16 protein-coding genes are annotated in these 21,149 nt (G+C 66.9%); 7 read left to right on the top strand and 9 right to left on the bottom strand.

Features of this window, described 5'->3' with window-relative positions; translation table 11 throughout:
- Positions 1–21: 21 nt before the first annotated feature.
- The 5 genes from ACZK3J_RS06825 to creB form a co-directional block, all read right to left on the bottom strand.
- Positions 22–1,599, bottom strand: coding sequence for a M20/M25/M40 family metallo-hydrolase (locus ACZK3J_RS06825; protein WP_134951721.1), 1,578 nt, complete (start codon positions 1,597–1,599; stop codon positions 22–24).
- Between the two features lie 142 nt (positions 1,600–1,741).
- Positions 1,742–2,152, bottom strand: coding sequence for a hypothetical protein (locus tag ACZK3J_RS06820; RefSeq protein WP_049399601.1), 411 nt, complete (start codon positions 2,150–2,152; stop codon positions 1,742–1,744).
- A 10-nt stretch (positions 2,153–2,162) separates the two neighbouring features.
- A complete protein-coding gene (creD, locus tag ACZK3J_RS06815) occupies positions 2,163–3,482 on the bottom strand; it encodes a cell envelope integrity protein CreD (protein WP_032130265.1) in 1,320 nt (439 codons plus the stop codon).
- Between the two features lie 81 nt (positions 3,483–3,563).
- On the bottom strand, positions 3,564–5,024 hold the full coding sequence (gene creC / locus ACZK3J_RS06810) for a two-component system sensor histidine kinase CreC (protein WP_478476652.1): 1,461 nt from the start codon (positions 5,022–5,024) through the stop codon (positions 3,564–3,566).
- A gap of 3 nt (positions 5,025–5,027) precedes the next feature.
- Positions 5,028–5,753, bottom strand: a complete 726-nt coding sequence (gene creB, locus ACZK3J_RS06805) for a two-component system response regulator CreB (protein ID WP_277778625.1) — start codon at positions 5,751–5,753, stop codon at positions 5,028–5,030.
- Positions 5,754–5,788: 35 nt separating this feature from the next.
- Between creB and ACZK3J_RS06800 the strand changes: the two genes are divergently transcribed.
- From ACZK3J_RS06800 to ACZK3J_RS06785, 4 genes are all read left to right on the top strand, one after another.
- Positions 5,789–6,646 (top strand): 23S rRNA (adenine(2030)-N(6))-methyltransferase RlmJ, encoded by an 858-nt coding sequence (locus ACZK3J_RS06800; protein ID WP_014036453.1) that lies wholly within the window; start codon positions 5,789–5,791, stop codon positions 6,644–6,646.
- Between the two features lie 95 nt (positions 6,647–6,741).
- Positions 6,742–7,287, top strand: coding sequence for a GNAT family N-acetyltransferase (locus ACZK3J_RS06795; RefSeq protein WP_004150340.1), 546 nt, complete (start codon positions 6,742–6,744; stop codon positions 7,285–7,287).
- Positions 7,288–7,435: 148 nt separating this feature from the next.
- Complete coding sequence (mfd, locus tag ACZK3J_RS06790) at positions 7,436–10,900, top strand: transcription-repair coupling factor (protein WP_478476651.1); 3,465 nt, start codon at positions 7,436–7,438, stop codon at positions 10,898–10,900.
- A 44-nt stretch (positions 10,901–10,944) separates the two neighbouring features.
- Entirely contained in the window at positions 10,945–11,562 is a 618-nt protein-coding gene (locus ACZK3J_RS06785; RefSeq protein WP_032127517.1) for an HD-GYP domain-containing protein, read from the top strand.
- Between the two features lie 92 nt (positions 11,563–11,654).
- On the opposite strand, the gene ACZK3J_RS06780 is transcribed toward ACZK3J_RS06785, so the two are convergent.
- Entirely contained in the window at positions 11,655–13,748 is a 2,094-nt protein-coding gene (locus tag ACZK3J_RS06780; protein WP_197614945.1) for a M13 family metallopeptidase, read from the bottom strand.
- Positions 13,749–14,136: 388 nt separating this feature from the next.
- Here ACZK3J_RS06780 and ACZK3J_RS06775 point away from each other — a divergent pair, with 388 nt between their 5' ends.
- Together ACZK3J_RS06775 and ACZK3J_RS06770 are read left to right on the top strand one after the other, a co-directional pair.
- Positions 14,137–14,961, top strand: coding sequence for an IS110 family transposase (locus ACZK3J_RS06775; protein ID WP_478476650.1), 825 nt, complete (start codon positions 14,137–14,139; stop codon positions 14,959–14,961).
- Complete coding sequence (locus ACZK3J_RS06770) at positions 14,910–15,815, top strand: IS110 family transposase (protein WP_478476030.1); 906 nt, start codon at positions 14,910–14,912, stop codon at positions 15,813–15,815. Before ACZK3J_RS06775 ends, ACZK3J_RS06770 begins: the two co-directional genes overlap by 52 nt.
- 61 nt (positions 15,816–15,876) lie before the next feature.
- Here the strand turns inward: ACZK3J_RS06770 and gpmA are convergent, their stop codons facing one another.
- Positions 15,877–16,626, bottom strand: a complete 750-nt coding sequence (gene gpmA / locus ACZK3J_RS06765; RefSeq protein WP_004150217.1) for a 2,3-diphosphoglycerate-dependent phosphoglycerate mutase — start codon at positions 16,624–16,626, stop codon at positions 15,877–15,879.
- Positions 16,627–16,720: 94 nt separating this feature from the next.
- Here gpmA and nfi point away from each other — a divergent pair, with 94 nt between their 5' ends.
- Positions 16,721–17,404, top strand: a complete 684-nt coding sequence (nfi, locus tag ACZK3J_RS06760; protein WP_478476648.1) for a deoxyribonuclease V — start codon at positions 16,721–16,723, stop codon at positions 17,402–17,404.
- 124 nt (positions 17,405–17,528) lie between these two features.
- Here nfi and ACZK3J_RS06755 read toward each other — a convergent pair whose 3' ends face one another.
- Both ACZK3J_RS06755 and ACZK3J_RS06750 read right to left on the bottom strand, forming a co-directional pair.
- Positions 17,529–18,509 carry a cation diffusion facilitator family transporter gene (locus ACZK3J_RS06755; RefSeq protein ID WP_032127521.1) on the bottom strand — a complete coding sequence of 327 codons (981 nt, stop codon included), beginning with the start codon at positions 18,507–18,509 and terminating at the stop codon, positions 17,529–17,531.
- 180 nt (positions 18,510–18,689) lie between these two features.
- Positions 18,690–20,939, bottom strand: a complete 2,250-nt coding sequence (locus ACZK3J_RS06750) for a TonB-dependent siderophore receptor (RefSeq protein WP_478476647.1) — start codon at positions 20,937–20,939, stop codon at positions 18,690–18,692.
- Positions 20,940–21,149 lie beyond the last annotated feature (210 nt).

The following is a 21,149-nucleotide window of genomic DNA, read 5'->3' as shown; positions in this document are numbered from 1 at the left end:
CTTAATCCCCTCCGTCCCCTTTTACGGTTCTACCTTGCGCGGGAAGGACTGCTCGCGCATCGCGGCGTTATAGGCGAACGAGGCGACGATGGCTGCGGCCTGCTTCAGGTCTTCCGGTTCGGCGTGGTCCCAGGTGTCCAGGTGGCTGTGATGGACATTGGTGAAGTAGTCCAGCCGGTCCTGGATGAACTGGAAGCCCGGCAGGCCGATGCGGTCGAAGCTGATGTGGTCGGTGCTGCCGGTGTTGCGGGTGGCCACGGTGGTAGCGCCCACGTCATGGAACGGGGCCAGCCAGGCTTCGAAGATCGGCATCGCCGCCAGGTTTTCCTGTGCATAGATGCCACGGAAGCGGCCAGAGCCGTTGTCCATGTTGAAGTAGACCTGGAATTTGCCGTAGTCGCGGGTCTTCTGCAGCGCGCCGGTTGGTTCGCGCAGCGAGGCCGGCAGCGCCTTCTGCGCCGGGTCGGTGGGTTCCGGGAAACGGCCGAAGTGCTTGGCCACATAGGCCTGCGAGCCGATCAGGCCCTGTTCCTCGCCGCTCCACAGCGCCACGCGGATGGTGCGCTTGGGCTTGGCGCCGGTGGCCTTGAGGATGCGCATCGCTTCCATCATCACCGCCACGCCGGCCGCGTTGTCGGCCGCACCGGTACCACTGTGCCAGGAATCCAGGTGTGCGCCGATCATCACCACTTCATCGGGCTTGCTGCTGCCACGGATCTCGGCCAGCGTGTTGTAGCCGGGCTGGTCGGCCTCGTCGGTGAAGCGCGCAGCCACATCCACGCGCAGGCGCACGGTCTGCTTGGCCTCCAGCGCGCGCACCAGCGGATTGAAGTGCTCGCTGATCATCGCCAGCTCGGGAATGCCCACCGACTCACCCGCCTTGCGCGAGCCGCCGCCGGCAACGCGGATGATGCCGTTGTCCCAGCTGCTGATGCTGATCGAGGCCAGCGCGCCTTCTTCCACGAAGAACGCATTGACCCTGGTCGCCAGCTGCTGGCGTTCCTGGTATTCCTTGACCCGCTTCGCACGCTCGGCGGTGGCGTCCTTGTCCTTGGGCAGGGTGAACTCCTGCAGGCCCTCCAGCGAGGTGGCGTCGTGGCGGTGCGAATCCGCCTCGGTGCCGCGCTTGTACTCGCGCGCCTCGCCCAGCAGCAGGATCTTGCCGCGCAGCTTGCCGCGGTACTTCTCGATGTCCTCGGGCTTCTTGATCTCGACCTGCACCAGTTCGCCTTCGACCGGACCCTGGGTACCCGGTGTCCAGGCCTTCGGCAGCGCGTGCAGCGGCTGGATGCGGTCACCCAGCATTTCCACGCTGGCCGAAGTGAACTCCCAGCCGCGCCCGAAGTCGTCGAAGGCTTCGTCGTGGACGTTGTCCAGCTTCCATTCGTTGAACTTGCCGCGGGTCCAGGCATTGGCGCGGCCCATCGCCGGCGAGTTGGTCAGGCGCGGGCCGATGCGTTCGGTGAGGTAGCTGAAGGTGTCCATCACCTGCGAACGATGGAAGGCCTCCTGGCGGATGCGGCTGACCATGTCCAGGTCCACCGGCTCGCGCTGCTGCGCGCCTGCATTGCCACCCATCGCCAGCGCTGCGGCCAGCATGCCCCACTTCAACACATCGCACCCCTGCCCTTCGGCTCGATCATCAACCCATCGAGTCTAGCCAGCAGGGGCGCGCCGATACCGTCCCATCGGTCATGGACAGCGACAGTAGATCCAGGCCATGCGTGGATGAACAACCGAATCACCCACTCCATCCCAGCCACAACTGCGCCCGTTCCGGCAGCAGCAGCAACCAGTGCCGCCGGTCGATGCTGCTGCAGCCGTACACCGCCGCATGCGCGGGCCAGTCCTCGGGCAGGCCGCCGATGCCGATCTCGGCCAGCGCCTCCGCCCCGGCCTTCCATGGCCGGTAGCGCGGCACCCGGCCAGCCAGCGCGCCGCGTCCCTGCCGCGCGCCGTGCAGCCAGGCCAGTCCCTGGCCCTGCAATCCCTCGCAGGTCACCGCTGCCAGCTGGAAGCGGACCAGACCGGGGGCGATCCGTGCCCCGGGCAGGGCCGCCAGCACGCCATGTGCCTGCAGCAGTGCATCCACTTCCAGCAGGGCCGGAATGCCCTGCCGTGCCCGTTGCCGCAATCCCTGGCGCCAGCTCATGGCGTACTCCTTACTTCAGTTCCGCGCCAAGCGCGTACCAGTCGACCCGGCGGGTCACCCACATCGCCAGCGCCAGGATCACGAACAGCAGCAGCGAACCCATCAGCAGCGCGTTGTTCTCCGACACCAGCAGGCCATACAGCGCGCCATACAACACGGTCAGCAGCGCAGCGAAGCCGAGGCCGCGCTTCCAGTGGCCCAGCACGTTGGCCAGGTACACCGCCTGCAGGCCGATACAGGCCACCGCAGAAACCAGGTAGGCCTTCCAGAACGCGATGTGCTCGGACAGGCTGATCAGCAGCAGGAAGAAGATCGCCAGCGCCAGGCCCACCATGAGGTACTGCAGCGGGTGGATGCGCAGTGACCTGATCAGCTCGAACAGGATGAAGCCGACGAAGGTGAGCAGCACGAACAGCACGCCGTATTTCGAGGCACGGTCGGCCTGGGTGTAGGCATCGACCGGATCAACCAGCGACACCGTCACCGCCTGCGACTCGACCGCACCATCATTGCGCAGCTGTCGTTGTGCATCGGAGGCCAGCGAGGACACCGCCCAGCGCGCATCGAAGCCCTGTGCGTCGACACGGCGCTCGTTGGGCAGGAACGCACCGCTGAACGACGGATGCGGCCAGCTCGAACGCAGTGCGATCTTGGTGTCATCGCCCACCGGCACCACCGACAGCATGCGGCTGCCATCCAGGCGCAGCTCGAGTTCGACGGTGCTGGCAGCCAGCGTACCGCCCTGTTCCGCGGCGAAACCGGCCACCGGCGCATGCAGGCCTCGCCCCACCTCGCTGGCCGCACCAACCCCCGGCAGCAGGCGCAGCTGCTTGCCATCCACGCGCAGGTTCGGCGTACCGACCAGACCACGCACATCGGAAATGCCCACCGCCACATACGGCTGGCCGTAGCTGCGGCCGGCCTTCACCGGATAGTCGTCTGCAGCGAACGTCGCCTTCATCTGGCCGTTCCAGCTGTATACCGGCACCTTGAACAGGCCGACCTCACGCTGGCTCGGCAGCATCTCGCCGCCCACCTCCAGCGACGCCGGCATCTGCAGCCAGTGCCCCTCGGTGACCTGCACCTCGGTCTTCTTGACGCCCAGCGGGTCGACCAGTTCAACCTGCTTGCGTTCCACCCACGGCACCACCCGCACCGGGCCCACCAGCTGCTGTGCACCGGCGCGGCTGTCGGCCACCCGTGAGAAGGCCTCGTCGCGGTACGCGCTACGTTCGTTGATGACCCCGCGGATCATCGTCAGCGGCACCAGCAGCAGCAGGATCAGCCCGCCGACAATGGCGAACCGCAGCAGCATCTTCAGGGATTTCATGGTCCATCCTCGTTGGAGAGGGCTGCAGGATGGACCGCCGCAGTGAGCAGGGTTTGTGGCGAATTTGAAGCGAGTGTGAAGTCAGCGGCGCGGGCGCTGGCCCGGCGCACTCAACGGCAGCCACAGGCTGGCCACGGTGCCGCCGCCCTCGCGGATATCCACGCTGGCACGCCCATCATGCAGGCGCGCGACCTCCTGCACGAAGGGCAGGCCCAGGCCGGAGCTGCGACGCCCGCTGCCGGGCCGCGCCAGCGAATAGAAGCGTTCGAACACCCGCTCACGCGCGTAGTCGGGAATGCCGGCGCCACGGTCGGCCACCTGCAGGCGCACACCCTGCCCGTCCACCTCGGCCTGCAGCGCGATCTCCGCGCCGGCTGGCGAGAAGGCAATCGCGTTGTCGATCAGGTTGTGCAGTGCCTGCCCCAGCAGGTAGCCGTCGCCTTGCACCCGCAGGTCGGGCACGTTGCCGATGCGGACCTGCACGCCGGCCGCCTGCGCACGCACCTGTGCGGCGGCCGCCGCATCGGCCAGCAATGCCGGCAGCGCGATCGGATCGCGGGTCTGCAGCCAGCCGTGCTGTTCCACTTCGGCCAGCGCCAGCAGCTTGTCGATGGTCTCGGTCAGCCGCTCCTGCTGGTCGACGATGCTGCGCGCGAAATGCACGCGATCGGCTTCCGGCAGCGGCTCCTGCAGCAGTTCGGCGGCACCGCGGATCGCCGCCAGCGGGCTCTTCATCTCGTGCGTCAGCGACTGCACGTACTGCTCGACGTAGGCCTTGCCCTCCAGCTTGCGGCGCATCGTTTCCAGCGCCTGGCCGAGATCGCCGATCTCGTCGCGACGGCGCCGTGGTGGTGGCACCGGTTCGCCCGCGCTGACCGCGCGTGCATAGCGGCTGAGCTGACCGAGGCCCGTGGTCAGCCACATCGTCACCAGCACGCCGACCAGCGCCGACAGCCCAATCAGCCACGCACCGCGCTCGATGATGGCGCGCTGGCTGGCGGCGATGAACGGATCGATGCTGCGGTTGGGCTGGGCCAGGCTGAGCACGCCGATCAGCGTGCGGCCGTCGGCCGGGTCGTACACCGGCGCCGCCACATGCATCACCGTATCGCCTTCCTCGCCCGGAATCTCGGGGCTGGAACGTGCGCCGTACTCACCGCGCAGGGTGCGGTAGACATCATTCCAGCGCGAGTTGTCGCGGCCGAGATCACGGCCCAGCGAATCGTAGATGACGATGCCCTTGGCGTCGGTGATGGTCACCCGGTAATCCAGCGAGCGCTTGGGGAAACGCCAGACCATCGCCTTCAGGTCGCGCTGCCGCGCCTTGGCCAGGTTGCGGGTGAAGCTGCCGCTGCGGATGGTGCCGTCCTTGACGTCGGCGGCGGCCATCTCGGCCAGCACGTTGGCCGCATCGACCAGGGTCGATTCCATCGCCTGGCGCACACCGGGCTTCACCTCGTTGACGAACACGCGCATCACGAAGAACGCGGCGATGCCGGTGATCAGGAAGAAGCCGAGGAACAGCTTCAGCACCAGGCGCATCGGCTAGACCTCCAGCGCGTAGCCGAGGCCACGGTGGGTACGGATCGGATCGTCGCTGGCACCGGCCGCACGCAGCTTGGCGCGCAGCGTCTTGACGTGGGTATCGACGGTGCGGTCGGCACTGTCGGCACTGCTGTCCCAGCCCCGGTCCATCAGCTGGGCGCGGCTGAGGATGGCGCCGGGACGCTGCAGCAGCGCCTCCAGCAGCGCATATTCGTAGCGGGTCAGGTCCAATGCCTGGCCACGGAAACGGATGCGCCGGCCCTCGCGGTCGATGGCGAACGCGCCATGCTCCTGCCAGCCCGCATCGGCGCTGGGCGCTGCGACGACCGGCGCCGCACGGCGCAGGCGTGCACGCACCCGCGCCACCAGCTCGCGCGGCGAGAACGGCTTGGTCATGTAATCGTCGGCGCCCAGTTCCAGGCCGAGCACCCGGTCCACTTCGTCGTTGCGGGCGGTCAGGAAGATCACCGGCAGCTGCGCCACCGGCCCGGCCTGCGCGCGCAGGCGCCGGCATACCTCGAAGCCGCCCAGGTCGGGCAGGCCCACGTCCAGCACCACCACGTCGATATCCCCGGCCTGCAGCCGCTGCAGGGCCTCGCCGCCCAGCAGGCAGTGGCTGGCGGCATAGCCCTCGCTGCGCAGCGCATAGAGCACGGTTTCGGCGATGGCGGCTTCGTCCTCGACTACCAGGACATGGGCAACAGGAGCTGTCATGGCGCGCAGCATAGCCGCTGCGGCCGCCGCCCCGTACACTGCCGCCCATGAACTATCGCCACGCCTTCCATGCCGGCAACCACGCCGATGTGCTCAAGCACATCGTGCAGCTGGCCCTGATCGACAGCTTCAAGCGCAAGGACAGCCCGTTCTTCGTGCTCGACACCCACGGCGGCGCCGGCCGCTACCTGCTGGCCAGCGAAGAGAGCCGCAAGACCCTCGAGGCTGAATCCGGGATCATGCGGCTGATGGCCCAGCCCAAGCTGCCGGAGGTGGTCGAGCGCTATCTGAAGGCGGTGCAGGCCGACAATCCGGTGGGCGCCCTGACCAACTACCCGGGCTCGCCGCTGCTGAGCGCGCAGGCGATGCGCGCGCAGGACCGCATGGCGGTCTGTGAGCTGCAGGAAGCCGAAACGGCCACGCTGAAGGCCCTGTTCGCCCATGACAGCCGCGTCGACGTGCGGGCGGGCGATGGCTATGCGCTGCTGCGCTCGCTGCTGCCGCCGAAGTTCAACGGCAGCAAGATCGGCCGTGGCCTGGTGCTGATCGACCCGCCCTACGAGGCCCAGGACGCCGAATACCAGGCGGTCCTGGCCGCGCTGGGCGAGACCCTGGCGCGCTGGCCGCAGGCCACGTGTGCCGTCTGGTTCCCGATCAAGCAGCGCCGCACCATCCTGCACTTCCTGCGCAAGGCCACCGCCCTGCCGGTGAAATCGGCGATGACGATCGAGTTCCTGGTGCGCCCGGACGACTCACCGCTGCGCCTCAACGGCAGCGGCATGCTGCTGCTCAACCCGCCCTGGCAGTTCGACCGGGTGGTCGGCCCGGCCCTGCCGGCGCTGCGCCAGCACCTGGGTGAACCCGGCGCCAGCACCCGCCTGGATTGGCTCAAAGCACCCGAATAACGGCCTTCACGAGGCTGTACCGCCGTGAGCCTTTCGTTCACGGAATGCAGCCCCGGTGATGCCACAATCGATGGACCACCAAGGAATCACCCGGTATGGCCACTCGCAACCGCATGCCGCCCTGGCATGAGATCTTCAAGGCTCCCAGCGGCCACGAGCTGCTGATCCGCCCCATCCGCCCGGAAGATGGCGCACCGCTGCAAGCGGCGTTCAGCCTGTTCGGGCCGGAAGAAATCCGTGATCGTTTCCTGCAGGCGGTGACCGAGCTGTCGCCGGAAACCACCCAGCGCCTGACCCACCCGAATCCCAAGACCGAGATCACCCTGGTCGCTGCCGAATCCCTGCCCGCTGGCGAAGCGGTGGTCGGCGCGGTCGCCCGGGCCTCGATCATCCCCGGTACCCGTGAAGCCGAGTACGCGATCCTGATCAGCCGCTTCCTGATCGGCCAGGGCCTCGGCCGGCAGCTGATGCGCAAGTTGGTGAAGTGGGGCCGCGGCAAGTACCTGGACCGCCTGTACGGCGACGTTGCCGCCGAGAACGAGCCGATGAAGCAGCTGGCCGCCTCGCTGGGCTTCAAGCCGGTGCCGCACCCGACCGGTGCCGAAGGCCTGGTGCGGATGGTGCTGGAGCTGGACAACTGACGGATGCGCCGGGCGTGCCCGGCGCGTCATTCCGGTAGTGCCGGCCGCTGGCCGGCATTGCGTTCCCCCAACGGCACATGAGGCTGCCGGCAACGGGCCGGCACGATGCACCGGGACCGGATCGGGCTTCTGCTAAAATCCGGGGTCCATGTCGCGTACCTCATACCCCGCCCCGCCGCTGCCGCGCGCCGGCCAGCTCCGCGCCTGGTGGCGCGCCCCCGCCTCGCCCACCGCACTGGCCTGGTACCTGGCCCAGGCATCGCGCGTGCACGACGCTCCGCTGCTGGTGATCGCCCGTGACAACCACGGCGCAAACCAGCTTGAAGCCGATCTGCAGACCCTGCTGGGCGGTGACCCGGCCCTGCCGGTGGTCGCCTTCCCGGACTGGGAAACCCTGCCCTACGACCGCTTCAGCCCGCATCCGGACATCATCTCGCAGCGCCTGGCTGCCCTGCACCGCCTGCCCACGCTGAAGCGTGGCCTGGTGATCGTGCCGGTGCAGACCCTGCTGCAGCAGCTGGCCCCGCGCAGCTACGTCATTGGTGGCAGCTTCGACCTGAAGGTCGGCCAGCGCCTGGATCTGGAAGCCGAGAAGCGCCGCCTGGAAAGCGCCGGCTACCGCAACGTGCCGCAGGTGATGGACCCGGGTGACTTCGCCGTGCGCGGCGGCCTGCTCGACGTGTTCCCGATGGGCGCCGACGAGCCGCTGCGGGTGGAACTGCTGGACGAGGACATCGATTCGATCCGTGCCTTCGATCCGGAAAGCCAGCGTTCGCTGGACAAGGTCGAGGCCGTGCACATGCTGCCGGGCCGCGAAGTGCCCATGGACGAGGCCAGCATCGCCCGCGTGCTGTCCACGCTGCGCGAGCGCTTCGATGTCGATACCCGGCGCAGCGCGCTGTACCAGGATCTGAAGTCCGGGCTGGCCCCGGCCGGCGTCGAGTACTACCTGCCGCTGTTCTTCGAGCGCACCGCAACCCTGTTCGACTACCTGCCCAGCGGCAGCCTGCCGGTGGTCTGTGCCGGTGCCGGCGAAGCCGCCGAGGCGTTCTGGGCGCAGACCGGCGAGCGTTATGAGCAGCGCCGCCACGATGTGGAACGGCCGCTGCTGCCGCCGTCGGCGCTGTACCTGTCGCCGGAGCTGCTGCGCGAGCGCCTGAACGATGCCCCGCGCATCGAGGTATGGGCCGCCGACCACGCACGCATCGCCGACGCGCACGCGCTGGGCGACCAGCCGCTGCCCCCGCTGCCGGTGGCCGCACGCGAAGCCCCCGCCGGCGATGCGCTGAAATCCTTCCTCGGCCATTATCCGGGCCGGGTACTGATCGCCGCCGATTCGCCCGGCCGCCGCGAGGCACTGCTGGAAGTGCTGCAGGCCGCCGAGCTGAAGCCGCCGGTGGTGGCCGACCTGCCCAGCTTCCTCGCTAGCGATGCGCGCTTCGCGATCGCGGTGGCGCCGCTGGAAGATGGCTTCGCGCTGGACGACCCGCGCATCGCGGTGCTGACCGAGCGCCAGCTGTTCCCCGAGCGCGCCGGCAGCACCCGCCGCACGCGCCGTGCCGACCGCGAGCCGGAGGCGATCATCCGCGACCTCGGCGAGCTGACCGAGGGTGCGCCGATCGTGCACGAGGACCATGGCGTCGGCCGCTACCGTGGCCTGATCGCGATGGACGTCGGCGGCATGCCCGGCGAGTTCCTGGAAATCGAATACGCCAAGGGCGACCGCCTGTATGTGCCGGTCGCCCAGCTGCACCTGATCAGCCGCTACTCCGGTGCTTCGGCGGAAACCGCGCCGCTGCATTCGCTGGGCGGCGAACAGTGGAGCAAGGCCAAGCGCAAGGCCGCCGAGAAGGTGCGCGACGTGGCTGCAGAGCTGCTGGAGATCCAGGCCCGCCGCCAGGCCCGTGCTGGTCTGGCGCTGCAGGTAGACCGCGCGATGTACGAACCGTTCGCGGCCGGTTTCCCGTTCGAGGAAACGCCGGACCAGCTGGCCGCGATCGACGCCACCCTGCGCGACCTGGCCAGCAGCCAGCCGATGGACCGCGTGGTCTGCGGCGACGTAGGCTTCGGCAAGACCGAGGTGGCGGTGCGTGCGGCATTCGCCGCCGCCAGTGCCGGCAAGCAGGTGGCCGTGCTGGTGCCGACCACGCTGCTGGCCGAACAGCATTACCGCAACTTCCGCGATCGCTTCGCCGATTACCCGCTGAAGGTCGAGGTGCTGTCGCGCTTCAAGACCACCAAGGAAATCAAGGCCGAGCTGGAAAAGGTCGCCGCCGGCACCATCGACGTCATCGTCGGTACCCATCGCCTGCTGCAGCCGGACGTGAAGTTCAAGGACCTGGGAATGGTCATCGTCGACGAGGAGCAGCGTTTCGGCGTACGCCAGAAGGAAGCGCTGAAGGCGCTTCGCGCCAACGTGCACCTGCTGACCCTGACCGCCACGCCGATTCCGCGCACGCTCAACATGGCCATGGCCGGCCTGCGCGACCTGTCGATCATCGCAACGCCGCCGCCGAACCGGCTGGCGGTGCAGACCTTCATCACCCAGTGGGACAATGCGCTGCTGCGCGAAGCCTTCCAGCGCGAGCTGGCGCGTGGTGGCCAGCTTTACTTCCTGCACAACGACGTGGAAAGCATCGGCCGCATGCAGCGCGAGCTGTCCGAGCTGGTGCCGGAGGCGCGCATCGGCATCGCCCACGGGCAGATGCCCGAGCGCGAGCTGGAAAAGGTGATGCTTGATTTCCAGAAGCAGCGCTTCAACGTGCTGCTGTCGACCACGATCATCGAATCGGGCATCGACATCCCCAACGCCAACACCATCATCATCAACCGCGCCGATCGCTTCGGCCTGGCCCAGCTGCACCAGCTGCGTGGCCGCGTCGGTCGTTCGCACCACCGCGCCTACGCCTACCTGGTGGCGCCCGACCGCCGCTCGATCACCCCGGATGCGGAAAAGCGCCTGGAAGCGATCTCGTCGATGGACGAGCTCGGTGCCGGCTTCACCCTGGCCACGCACGATCTGGAAATCCGCGGTGCCGGTGAACTGCTGGGCGAGGACCAGAGCGGGCAGATGGCCGAGGTCGGCTTCAGCCTCTACACCGAGCTGCTGGAGCGCGCGGTGCGCAGCATCAAGCAGGGCAAGCTGCCCGACCTGGATGCCGGCGAGGAAGTGCGCGGTGCCGAAGTCGAGCTGCATGTGCCGGCGCTGATTCCGGAAGACTACCTGCCGGACGTGCACACCCGCCTGACCCTGTACAAGCGCATTTCCAGCGCGCGCGACAGTGATGCGCTGCGCGAACTGCAGGTGGAGATGATCGACCGCTTCGGCCTGCTGCCGGATGCGGCCAAGCACCTGTTCGCCATCGCCGAGCTGAAGCTGAAGGCCAACACCCTCGGCATCCGCAAGCTGGACCTGGGCGAGAACGGTGGCCGCATCGTGTTTGAGTCCAAGCCGAACATCGACCCGATGGCGGTGATCCAGCTGATCCAGAAACAACCCAATCTCTACGCCATGGAAGGGCCTGACAAGCTGCGCATCAAGCACCCGCTGCCGTTGCCGGAAGACCGCTTCAATGCGGCCCGCGCCCTTCTGACCACCCTCGCCCCGGGTTGATCGCCCCCGAATACCCCGCACCGGTCCCCACCCGGTGCGGGCGGATGACCATGTTTCCTGACGCCGTACCCGCCCCCGACCTGCTGCACGCGCAGGCCTGCCTGATCGATGCCCTCTCGATGTCGCTGCAGATGCGCGACGCCTACACCCGCCACCACTGCGACCGCGTCGGACTGCTCGCGCAGCGCCTTGCCACGCACTGCGATCTCGATGACGATGCCTGCTCGCAGATCGGCCTGGCCGCGCGCTTCCATGACATCGGCAAGATCGGCATTCCCGACGATGTACTGCTGACACCGCGCCGGCACACCGACGAGGAACGCGCGATCATGCGCGAGCATCCGGTGCGCGGCGAACACATCTTCCTGGCCACCGGCCGCAGCGATGCGGCACCGGTCGCGCGGCTGATCCGCGCCCACCATGAAGCGTTCGATGGCAGCGGCTATCCCGACGGCCTGCGTGGCGAGAGCATTCCGCTGGGCTCACGCATCGTCACCGTTGCGGATGCCTACGATGCCATGACCAGCGTACGCCCCTACCGCGCGGCGATGGAACGCGAGACTGCGTTGCGCATCATCGACGAGCAGTCCGGCGGCCTGATCGATCCCTATGTGCTGCAGCGCTTCCATCGCATGCTGGCACAGGAACCAGCGCTGGCCTGAGATCCGCCGGGCATGGCCCGGCGCTACCGATCAGACAAACAGAAGGCCCGGCATTCGCCGGGCCTTCTGCATCACGCATCACGTGCGATCGATTACCAGATCACCACGCGCTTGTCGTCGGCACGCACCATCGCGTCGCCGGCCTTGCACTGGAACGCAGCGGCATACGACGGCATGTTCGACGGCGCGCCGTTGGCACGGAAGTTGGCCGGCGCGTGCGGGTCGGTGTTCAGGCGGACGCGCAGCTCACCGTCGGTGAAGTTGCGGCGCCACACGGTGGCCCAGTTCATGAAGAAGCGCTGGTCCTGGCTGTGACCATCGACTTCGACATTCGCCTTCGGATCTTCCTTCAGCGCCATCTGCAACGCGTCGTAGGCCACGGTCAGGCCACCGAGGTCACCGATGTTTTCGCCCAGGGTCAGCTTGCCCTTGACGAACACGCCCGGCACCGACTCGTAGCCATCGAACTGCGCGACCAGCTGGTCGGTACGTTCGGTGAAGGCCTTGCGGTCGGCGTCGGTCCACCAGTTGTCGAAGTTGCCGTTGGCGGCGAACTGGCTGCCCGAGTCATCGTAGCCGTGCATCATTTCGTGGCCGATGACCGCACCGATGCCGCCGTAGTTCAGCGCCGGATCGGCCTTGGCGTCGAAGAACGGCGCCTGCAGGATCGCCGCCGGGAACACGATCTCGTTCTTGGTGGCGTTGTAGTAGGCATTGACGGTCTGCGGGGTCATGCCCCACTCGGTCTTGTCCACCGGCTTGCCGATCTTGTCCAGCATGTAGCGGTAGTTGAACGCGCGCGCGGCCTGCATGTTGCCCAGGTAGCTGTCACCGTTGGTCTGCAGGCCCGTCCACTCGCGCCACTTGTCCGGGTAGCCGATCTTCGGGGTGAAGCTGGCCCACTTCTCCAGCGCCTTCTTCTTGGTCTCTTCGCCCATCCACGGCAGCTGCTCCAGGCGCGCCTTCAGCGCCACCGAGAGGTTCTCCACCAGGTGCTGCATGGCCACCTTGGACTCGGCCGGGAACACGGCGTCGACGTACAGCTGGCCCAAGGCTTCACCCATGCCGCCGTTGACCGACTCCAGCACGCGCTTCCAGCGCGGCTGCATTTCCTTCTGGCCACGCAGGGTGGTGCCATAGAAATCGAAGTTGGCCTTCTCGAACTGGCTGCTCAGGTACGGCGAGGCGTCGTCGATGGTGTGGAAGCGCAGATAGGCCTGCCAGGTGCTGGCCGGCACATCGGCGAGCATCTTGTCCATTTCACCGAAGAAGCCCGGCTGCGCCAGCGAGAACTTCTGCGCGGCCGGCACCTTCAGGGTGTCGAACAGCGCGGTCCAGCTGAAGTTCGGGGTCAGCTTGTCGGCGTCAGCCGCGCTGAGCGGGTTGTAGCGCTTGGCCGGGTCACGCATTTCGATGCGCGACATCGAGGCCTTGGCCAGACGGGTTTCGAAGGCCATCACGGCCTTGGCCTGCTCGGCAGCCTGCGCCGCGTCCACGCCGGACAGCGTCAGCACCTGCGCGATGTAGGCCACGTAGGCGTCGCGGATCTTGGCCTGCGCGTCATCGAAGTAGTAGCCCTTCTCCGGCAGGCCCAGGCCGCCCTGGCCGACATAGGCGATGACGTTGGCCGAATCCTTGTAGTCGGCATTGGCGAACAGCGAGAACAGCACGCCCTTGCCCTCGGCCTGGCTGTCGCGCAGGTACTGGGTGATGGCGGCGGTATCGTTCAGCGCGGTGATCTTGTCCAGCTGCGGCTGCAGCGGCGCCAGGCCGGCGGCTTCGATCTTGGCTTCATCGTTGCCGGTCTTCCAGATGTCGCCGATCTTGGCTTCCACCGAGCCGGCCTTGGCCTGGCTGGCCGCGGCCTGCTGCACCAGTGCGTGCTGCACTTCCAACGAGCGCTCGCGCAGGATCTCGAAGCTGCCCCAGGTGGTCTGGTCGCCCGGCACCGGGTTGGCCTTCAGCCACTTGCTGTTGACGAAGCCATTGAGGTCGGTACAGGCCGAGATGGACGGATCCAGGTCGGCGCTGTTGAGCGAGATCAGCGGCGTCTTGATCTGCGACAGGTCGAAGGCCGGCTTGGCGTCGGCGCTGGCCGCCGGCGCGGTTTCATTCTTGCCACAGGCCGCCAGCGAGGCAGCGATGGCGATGGTCAGGCCCAGCGGGACCAGGTTGCGGACGTTCATGAGGCTCTCCTGCGGGTAATTTCACAGGGTAGCCGGGGAGGCCTGCGGTGGGACCGGCCAAAGGTCACAGGACGCGCTTATGTAGAGTCGAGCCATGCTCGACTGCTCTCCGTTCCGGGTTTATTGTCCTTGCGGCAAGAGGCCAACAGCAGTCGAGCATGGCTTGTATGTTCCTCCCGGCTCCTACGCGGTATGTAGGAGCCAGGGTGGAGGGACCGTCAAGCATGCATCTGCGGATACTAGCCGACAGACGAGTCGAGCGATCCCCATCCCGCACACGAACGTCGATAAAGGATCGTACGGCCCCCAAAGGGGATCGTCGATGTAGGCAAGCTAACGTCGGTGCGGTACCACCCCAGCCCCTTAAAGATAGCTGGGAGCCGTACAAATGTCTGATTCTCTCGATATTGGCGTGGACGTGGACTCCAAGGAGTTCGTACCGGCAGTGGCCGACCGCAAGGCCGGCGACAGGATCGCCAACACCCGGGCCGGCATAGCCCAGTGGCTCAACACCTTGCCCCAGCGATGCCGGATTGGCATGGAGGCGACGGGGCGGTACTACGAGTTGTTGGCTCGGATGGCTGGCCAGGCAGGCCACGTTGTCTATGTGATCAATCCACGTCTGATCAAGCACTACGGCCGGGCGACGGGCTCGCGTGGCAAGACGGACGCCATGGACGCCGAAGCGATCGCCCGGTACGTGAAGAAGGAGAACGATCGCCTGCGTGAATACGTACCGCGTACCGACGAGCAGCAGCAGATGCACGATTTGCTGCGCAAGCGGCAGACGCTGGTAAAGACACGCGCGCGCCTGGAGCAATCCTTCGGGGTAAGCAAAAGTGCTCCCGGGGAGCTGTCAGATCTGTTCTGCGCTCTGGCTTGTATGTTCCTCCCGGCTCCTACGCGGTATGTAGGAGCCAGGGTGGAGGGACCGTCAAGCATGCATCTGCGGATACTAGCCGACAGACGAGTCGAGCGATCCCCATCCCGCACACGAACGTCGATAAAGGATCGTACGGCCCCCAAAGGGGATCGTCGATGTAGGCAAGCTAACGTCGGTGCGGTACCACCCCAGCCCCTTAAAGATAGCTGGGAGCCGTACAAATGTCTGATTCTCTCGATATTGGCGTGGACGTGGACTCCAAGGAGTTCGTACCGGCAGTGGCCGACCGCAAGGCCGGCGACAGGATCGCCAACACCCGGGCCGGCATAGCCCAGTGGCTCAACACCTTGCCCCAGCGATGCCGGATTGGCATGGAGGCGACGGGGCGGTACTACGAGTTGTTGGCTCGGATGGCTGGCCAGGCAGGCCACGTTGTCTATGTGATCAATCCACGTCTGATCAAGCACTACGGCCGGGCGACGGGCTCGCGTGGCAAGACGGACGCCATGGACGCCGAAGCGATCGCCCGGTACGTGAAGAAGGAGAACGATCGCCTGCGTGAATACGTACCGCGTACCGACGAGCAGCAGCAGATGCACGATTTGCTGCGCAAGCGGCAGACGCTGGTAAAGACACGCGCGCGCCTGGAGCAATCCTTCGGGGTAAGCAAAAGTGCTCCCGGGGAGCTGTCAGATCTGTTCTGCGCTCTGGCTGGGACGCTGTCCGAGCTGGAAAGCGAACTGCAGCGCTTGGGTCGCGATGGAGAGCATGGCACGCTCTACAAGCGCCTGTTGACCATCCCTGGTGTCGGCCCTGCCGTCGCCGCTCACCTGATCTACTACATGACGCGCTGGCCGTTGGCCAACGCCAACGCGTGGATCGCCTGCACCGGCCTGGATCCCCGGCCCAACGAGTCTGGCGGCAGAACGGGACGGCGTCGGCTGTCCAAACAGGGCGCGCCAGTGCTGCGCCAGATGCTCTACATGGCCGCCATGGGGCTCAAGCGGTGTCGTCGGGGGCAACCGCTCTACGACGAGCTGTCAAAACGCGGTCACCCCAGCACCGCCGTCTTCAACATCCTGGCCAGAAAGCTGGCCAGGATCGCCTGGGGCGTCTTCAAAAGCGGCCGGGACTTCGATCCGGCCATGCTGAAGGTGGGTCAAGCCTGCTTCCAGCAGGCTTGACCACGAACATAGGATCTCGACTCTACAAAAAGCGAAGGCCGGCTTGCGCCGGCCTTCTGTTTTATTTCGCCTTGCCCTGGTTGGCCACGGCTTCAGCGGCCTTGCGCGCTGCTTCCGGGTCGCCCAGGTAGCGGAACGACTTCACCGTCAGGTCGTCGTTCAGTTCGAACAGCAGCGGGATGCCGGTCGGGATGTTCAGCTCGAGGATTTCCTCGCGCGAGACGTTGTTGAGGTACTTGTACAGCGCGCGCAGCGAATTGCCGTGGGCGGTGACCAGCACGGTCTTGCCGTCCTTCAGCTGCGGCGCGATGGCGTCATGCCAGTACGGCAGCACGCGGTCCAGCGTGGTGGCCAGCGATTCGGTGCCCGGCAGCGCGTTGCGGTCCAGGCCAGCGTAGCGGCGGTCATGGATCGGGTGGCCCGGATCCTCCAGGTCCATGGCCGGCGGCGGGATATCGTACGAACGACGCCACACCTTGACCTGGTCCTCGCCGTGCTTGGCGGCGGTCTCGGCCTTGTCCAGGCCCTGCAGGCCGCCGTAATGGCGTTCGTTGAGGCGCCAGGACTTGTTCACCGGCAGCCAGTCCTGTTCCAGCTCGGCCAGTGCACCCTGCAGGGTGTGGATGGCACGCTTGAGCACGGAGGTGTGGGCAACGTCGAACTGCAGGCCTTCCTCGCGCATCAGGCGACCCGCGGCGGCCGCTTCCCGGCGCCCCTGCTCGGTCAGGTCGACATCGACCCAGCCGGTGAAGCGGTTGTCCAGGTTCCACTGGCTCTGGCCATGGCGCAACAGTACGAGTTTACGGGTCACTGCAGGGTCTCCAACGCGAGGAAAGGCAGGCCGCCATTGTAGCCCCGGGCGCCGCTCACCGGGCCGTGGCACCGCGCATGCGATGCTGTGACCAATGAATACGGTGATCGACCCCGGGCGCTGGGAAGGCAGCGTCGCCGCGGCACGCAAGCAGCAGCTCCAGCTGGCTGGCCGCGTGGAGCGCCAGGACCGCCTGCCACGCAACGTGCGCTGGCTGGCCGGGCTGGATGTCGGCTTCGAGGACGATGGCGCCATCACCCGCGCCGCGGCGGTACTGCTGGACGTAGAGACGCTGCAGCCCGTGGCGCAGGAGATCGCGCGCATCCCCACGGTGATGCCCTATATCCCCGGCCTGCTCAGCTTCCGCGAGCTGCCGGCATTGCTGGCCGCACTCGCGCTGCTGCCACGCACGCCGGACCTGGTGTTCGTCGATGGCCATGGCATCAGCCACCCGCGCCGGCTGGGGGTGGCCGCTCACCTCGGTGTGGTCACCGACCTGCCAAGCATCGGCGTGGCCAAGTCGAAACTGGTGGGCCGGTTCGTCGAACCGGGTGCCGAGGCCGGCGCGCATACGCCGCTGCTGGATGGCGATGAGCAACTGGGCTGGGTGCTGCGCAGCAAGCTGCGCTGCAAGCCGCTGTTCGTGGCCGGTGGCCATCGGGTCAGTGCGGATACCGCGCTGGACTGGGTACAGCGCACGCTGCGCGGGTACCGGCTGCCGGAACCGACCCGGCTGGCGGATCGGCTGGCCTCGCGGCGGGATAGAGTCGACTGTTAGTCGACTGCTCTTCGGCAAGGTCGCGAAAAAGCCCGCGCTGCGCGCGATAGTCGACTAACAGTCGACTCTACCAAGCCGGCTTCATCCAGGCGGCTTGACCCGATCGACGCCCCTGCATCCTCGTTCAGCGATGCACGTGGCCGCGATGGCCCTGCGCGTCCTCGCCGTGGTCATGGCCTTCATGGCCCTCGTGCTCGCCGCCCTTGGCCGGCGCCGGCTCACCACAGGCTTCGCCGCAGTGGTCCGCTTCGATCTGCAGTGTCACGTGCTCGATGCCGAAGTCATCGTGCAGGCGCCCGCCCAGATCACGACGCAGCGCATCGGCATCGGTGCCGTCGCGCATCACGATGTGCGCGGTCAGCGCCGGGGTGCTGGAGGCCAGCGCCCACACATGCAGGTCATGCACGTCCAGTACCGCAGCGTGGCCGGACAGGCTGTCGCGCACCTTGGCCACGTCCATGCCCTTGGGCACGCCTTCCAGCAGCACGTTGATCGCTTCGCGCATCAGTACATAGGTGCGCGGCAGTACCCACAGACCGATCAGCACCGCCAGGATCGGGTCGATCGGCTTCCAGCCGGTCCACTTGATCAACAGCGCGCCAGCAATCACGGCCACCGAGCCGAGCATGTCTGCCCACACTTCCAGGTAGGCACCCTTCACGTTGAGGCTCTCGCCGCTGCCGGCCTGCAGCAGGCGCATCGAGATCAGGTTGATGACCAGGCCCGCCGCGGCAATCACCAGCATGCCCGACGAGGCAATCTCCTGCGGCTCGCGGAAACGTCCAATGGCCTCCCACAGGATATAGCCGGCGACCACGAACAGCATCGCGCCATTGATCATCGCGCCCAGCGCTTCCAGGCGTGCATAGCCGTAGGTGCGGCGCGCGTCCGGCGGGCGCCGGCTCAGCCGCACCGCGACCAGCGCGATCATCAGCGCTAAAGCGTCGGTAGCCATGTGCGCCGCGTCGGACAGCAGCGCCAGGCTGTTGGTCCAGAACGCGCCCACCACCTCGACGACGAGGAAGGTGGAGGTCAGGCCGAGCGCCCACCACAAGGGTTTCTCGTGGCGGATCTCGGATGGCAGGTGATCGTGGTCGTGGCCCATGGCAACAGCTCCTTTGCGATGGGAGGCAGGCTACGCCGGAGGGCGTTGGGAAACTATCACGGTGTTTATAACATTGCAGGCCACGCGGTCCCTCACCGGGCATGGCCCGGCGCTACCGGAGCGCGGCCGGCAACGCCAGGCCACGCCTGGCGGACGCAGCGGACCGACGTCCGCCTGCGGTCAGAACCCGAAGCGCAGGCTGGCCCAGTACGCGCGACCCGGCTCGTTGTAGGTCGCCGCGCCGGCATCGCTGCTGTTGGCCTCGCGGAAAAGGCGCTTGTCGGCCAGGTTGTTGACGCCGAAACCGAAGCTGACCGTCTCGGTCACCTTGTAGCGCGCGCTCACGCCCCAGATGTTGTACGCACCACGGTCCTGCAGCGCGATCGACGGATCGCAGGTGCCGGTGCAGCGCGGATCATTGTTGATGTTGGTGGTGGCCGGCTTCTGCTTGCCGTAGAAGGTGCCGGTCAGCAGCACCGACAGCTTGTCGGTGGCCTGCCAGTCCAGCATCGTGTTGACGGTGTACTTCGGAATTACCGACAGCGGCTGGCCGGTGCTCTTGTTCTCGTTCTCCACCATGTAGGTGAAGTTGTTGCTCCACTTCAGGCGGTTGCCCTGCTCGCCCAGCAGCGGGACCACCAGGTTGCCTTCCAGACCCTGCACGATCGCCTTGGGTGCGTTCTCCCAGCGGAAGATGCGGCCCTTGGTGTCGGCGGTCAGCCCGATCTGGTTGTACCCGGCCTGGATCTTGTCCTTGTAGTCGTTGTGGAAGTAGGTCAACGACGCTTGCCAGCCGCTCTGCGGTGCCCACTCGATACCCAGTTCCTTGTTCAGGCTGGTTTCCGCCTTCAGGTCCGAGTTGCCGCGCATGTAGCAGCCGGCGCCCAGGCTCGGCAGTGCATTCGGGCAGCCATTGCCCCGGGTGTAATACAGATAGTCCGGATTCGACTGGTACAGGTTCGGCGCCTTGAATGCACGGGCGATACCGCCCTTCACCACCCAGTCGCTGTTGATGCGGAACTGCGCATTGAGGCTGGGGCTGGTGTTGTTGCCGAACTGGCTGTGGTGGTCGAAGCGCAGGCCCGGGGTGACGATCCAGCGCTCGCCCAGGTAGATGTTGTCTTCCACGAACACGGCGGTGGTCTGCGCGTCGGACTTGCCGCGTGCGCGATCGGCCGACAGCCCCGGGATGCCGCCGCCGCTGCTGCTGGACTGGCTCATCGAGTACGGGTCGGTCAGGCGGCTGTCCAGGTATTCAAAGCCCAGCGTCCAGATGTTCTCGGCACCACCCAGCGTGGTCGGGAAACTGACTTCGCCGTCCAGCTGGTAGTTGCGCAGGCGCGAGGTCGACCAGTCGGTGCCGTTGAAGCTGCCCTCCGAGCCACCGGCCAGGCCTTCGTTGATGCGCGAGTTGTTCACCGCCTCCACTGCAGCCGTTACCCGCGAGGTCACATCACCCCAGCGGCCGCGATGGGTGATCGCGCCGGTGTTGCGATACATGCGGTTGGTCTCGGCCTGCTGCTCGGCCAACGCCCCCAGATCGATCGGTGTCGAGGTACCGGTGGTGCTGACCGCGCGGTCGCCAGCATAGATGTTGCCCTGGCGACTGGTGCCGGCTTCGAATTCGACCACCTGGTTGGCGGTCACGTCCCAGCGCAGCAGCGCGTTGACATCGCGGTTCTTGACGCCCTCGCGACCGGCCGGCGGCACCGCGTTCGGATTCGTCGCGAAGTCACGATTGAGTTCCAGCGAATCGGCGTCGGTCTTGTTGAGATTGCCGTACAGGCGGAACGACAGGGTGTCGGTCATCGGCCCGCTCAGCTGCAGGCCGACGCGCTCGCTGCCGCCTTCGGCGCTGTGCTCGGGCACCAGGCCATACAGGTCGACCGCGCCGGTCAGGTCGCCGGTCGGGCGCTTGGTGATGATGTTGACCACGCCACCGGAAGCACCCGAGCCATAACGTGCCGCTGCAGGGCCACGCAGCACTTCGATGCGCTCGATCATTTCCGCCGGCACCCAGTTGGTATCGCCGCGGGTATTGCGCTCACCGCTGCGGCCCATGCGCACGGCATCACGCGCACCGATGCGCTTGCCGTCGACCAGGATCAGGGTGTTTTCCGGGCCCATGCCACGCAGATCGATCTGGCGGTTGTTGCCGTACTGGCCCGAGGCACTGTTGCCGGTCAGGTTGACGCCGGGCATGGTGCGCAGCAGCTCGGCGATGTCGTTGGCCGGCGGGCGCCTGGCGATGTCCTCTGCGGTGATGGTGGAGGTACCCAGGGCCTGGCGCGCGATCTGCGAGGCGGTGACGTGCACCGTGTCGATATCGGTGGCGTCGGTTTCGGCGTGGGCGGTCAGAGCGCTGCCGGCCAGCAGGGCGGCAACGGCAAGCGCCAGCGGGCGCGGCGAAAGGACAACGGCAGGGGACATGATCAGGACCTTCTGGCAGGGCTACGGGGCCTCTGGCAAAGGGCTTGAGGCAACGACGAGGGGGAGGCGGAGCAGTCCTGCAGCAGGCACCTGCAGCCCGTTCCGTGCGCGCACTCTACCATCAATGCGATTGATTCTCAAATGCGTTCACTCATTGCCGCAGCGGCGCCGATGTGGTTTGCGCACCGTGCAACCCTGCACCGCGCGTAA

The organism is Stenotrophomonas sp. 86428_Sma (genome assembly GCF_056481585.1).
Note: the sequence above shows the minus strand (reverse complement) of the source record. Positions and strands in the feature narration are given on the sequence as shown.

What these genes read in the sequence shown, in the direction of transcription:
- ACZK3J_RS06825 (WP_134951721.1), bottom strand. Translation starts at nt 1,599, where the DNA reads ATGCTGGCCGCAGCGCTGGCGATGGGTGGCAATGCAGGCGCGCAGCAG.
- ACZK3J_RS06820 (WP_049399601.1), bottom strand. Translation starts at nt 2,152, where the DNA reads ATGAGCTGGCGCCAGGGATTGCGGCAACGGGCACGGCAGGGCATTCCG.
- creD (WP_032130265.1), bottom strand. Translation starts at nt 3,482, where the DNA reads ATGAAATCCCTGAAGATGCTGCTGCGGTTCGCCATTGTCGGCGGGCTG.
- creC (WP_478476652.1), bottom strand. Translation starts at nt 5,024, where the DNA reads ATGCGCCTGGTGCTGAAGCTGTTCCTCGGCTTCTTCCTGATCACCGGC.
- creB (WP_277778625.1), bottom strand. Translation starts at nt 5,753, where the DNA reads ATGCTGCGCGCCATGACAGCTCCTGTTGCCCATGTCCTGGTAGTCGAG.
- ACZK3J_RS06800 (WP_014036453.1), top strand. Translation starts at nt 5,789, where the DNA reads ATGAACTATCGCCACGCCTTCCATGCCGGCAACCACGCCGATGTGCTC.
- ACZK3J_RS06795 (WP_004150340.1), top strand. Translation starts at nt 6,742, where the DNA reads ATGGCCACTCGCAACCGCATGCCGCCCTGGCATGAGATCTTCAAGGCT.
- mfd (WP_478476651.1), top strand. Translation starts at nt 7,436, where the DNA reads ATGTCGCGTACCTCATACCCCGCCCCGCCGCTGCCGCGCGCCGGCCAG.
- ACZK3J_RS06785 (WP_032127517.1), top strand. Translation starts at nt 10,945, where the DNA reads ATGACCATGTTTCCTGACGCCGTACCCGCCCCCGACCTGCTGCACGCG.
- ACZK3J_RS06780 (WP_197614945.1), bottom strand. Translation starts at nt 13,748, where the DNA reads ATGAACGTCCGCAACCTGGTCCCGCTGGGCCTGACCATCGCCATCGCT.
- ACZK3J_RS06775 (WP_478476650.1), top strand. Translation starts at nt 14,137, where the DNA reads ATGTCTGATTCTCTCGATATTGGCGTGGACGTGGACTCCAAGGAGTTC.
- nfi (WP_478476648.1), top strand. Translation starts at nt 16,721, where the DNA reads ATGAATACGGTGATCGACCCCGGGCGCTGGGAAGGCAGCGTCGCCGCG.
- ACZK3J_RS06755 (WP_032127521.1), bottom strand. Translation starts at nt 18,509, where the DNA reads ATGGGCCACGACCACGATCACCTGCCATCCGAGATCCGCCACGAGAAA.
- ACZK3J_RS06750 (WP_478476647.1), bottom strand. Translation starts at nt 20,939, where the DNA reads ATGTCCCCTGCCGTTGTCCTTTCGCCGCGCCCGCTGGCGCTTGCCGTT.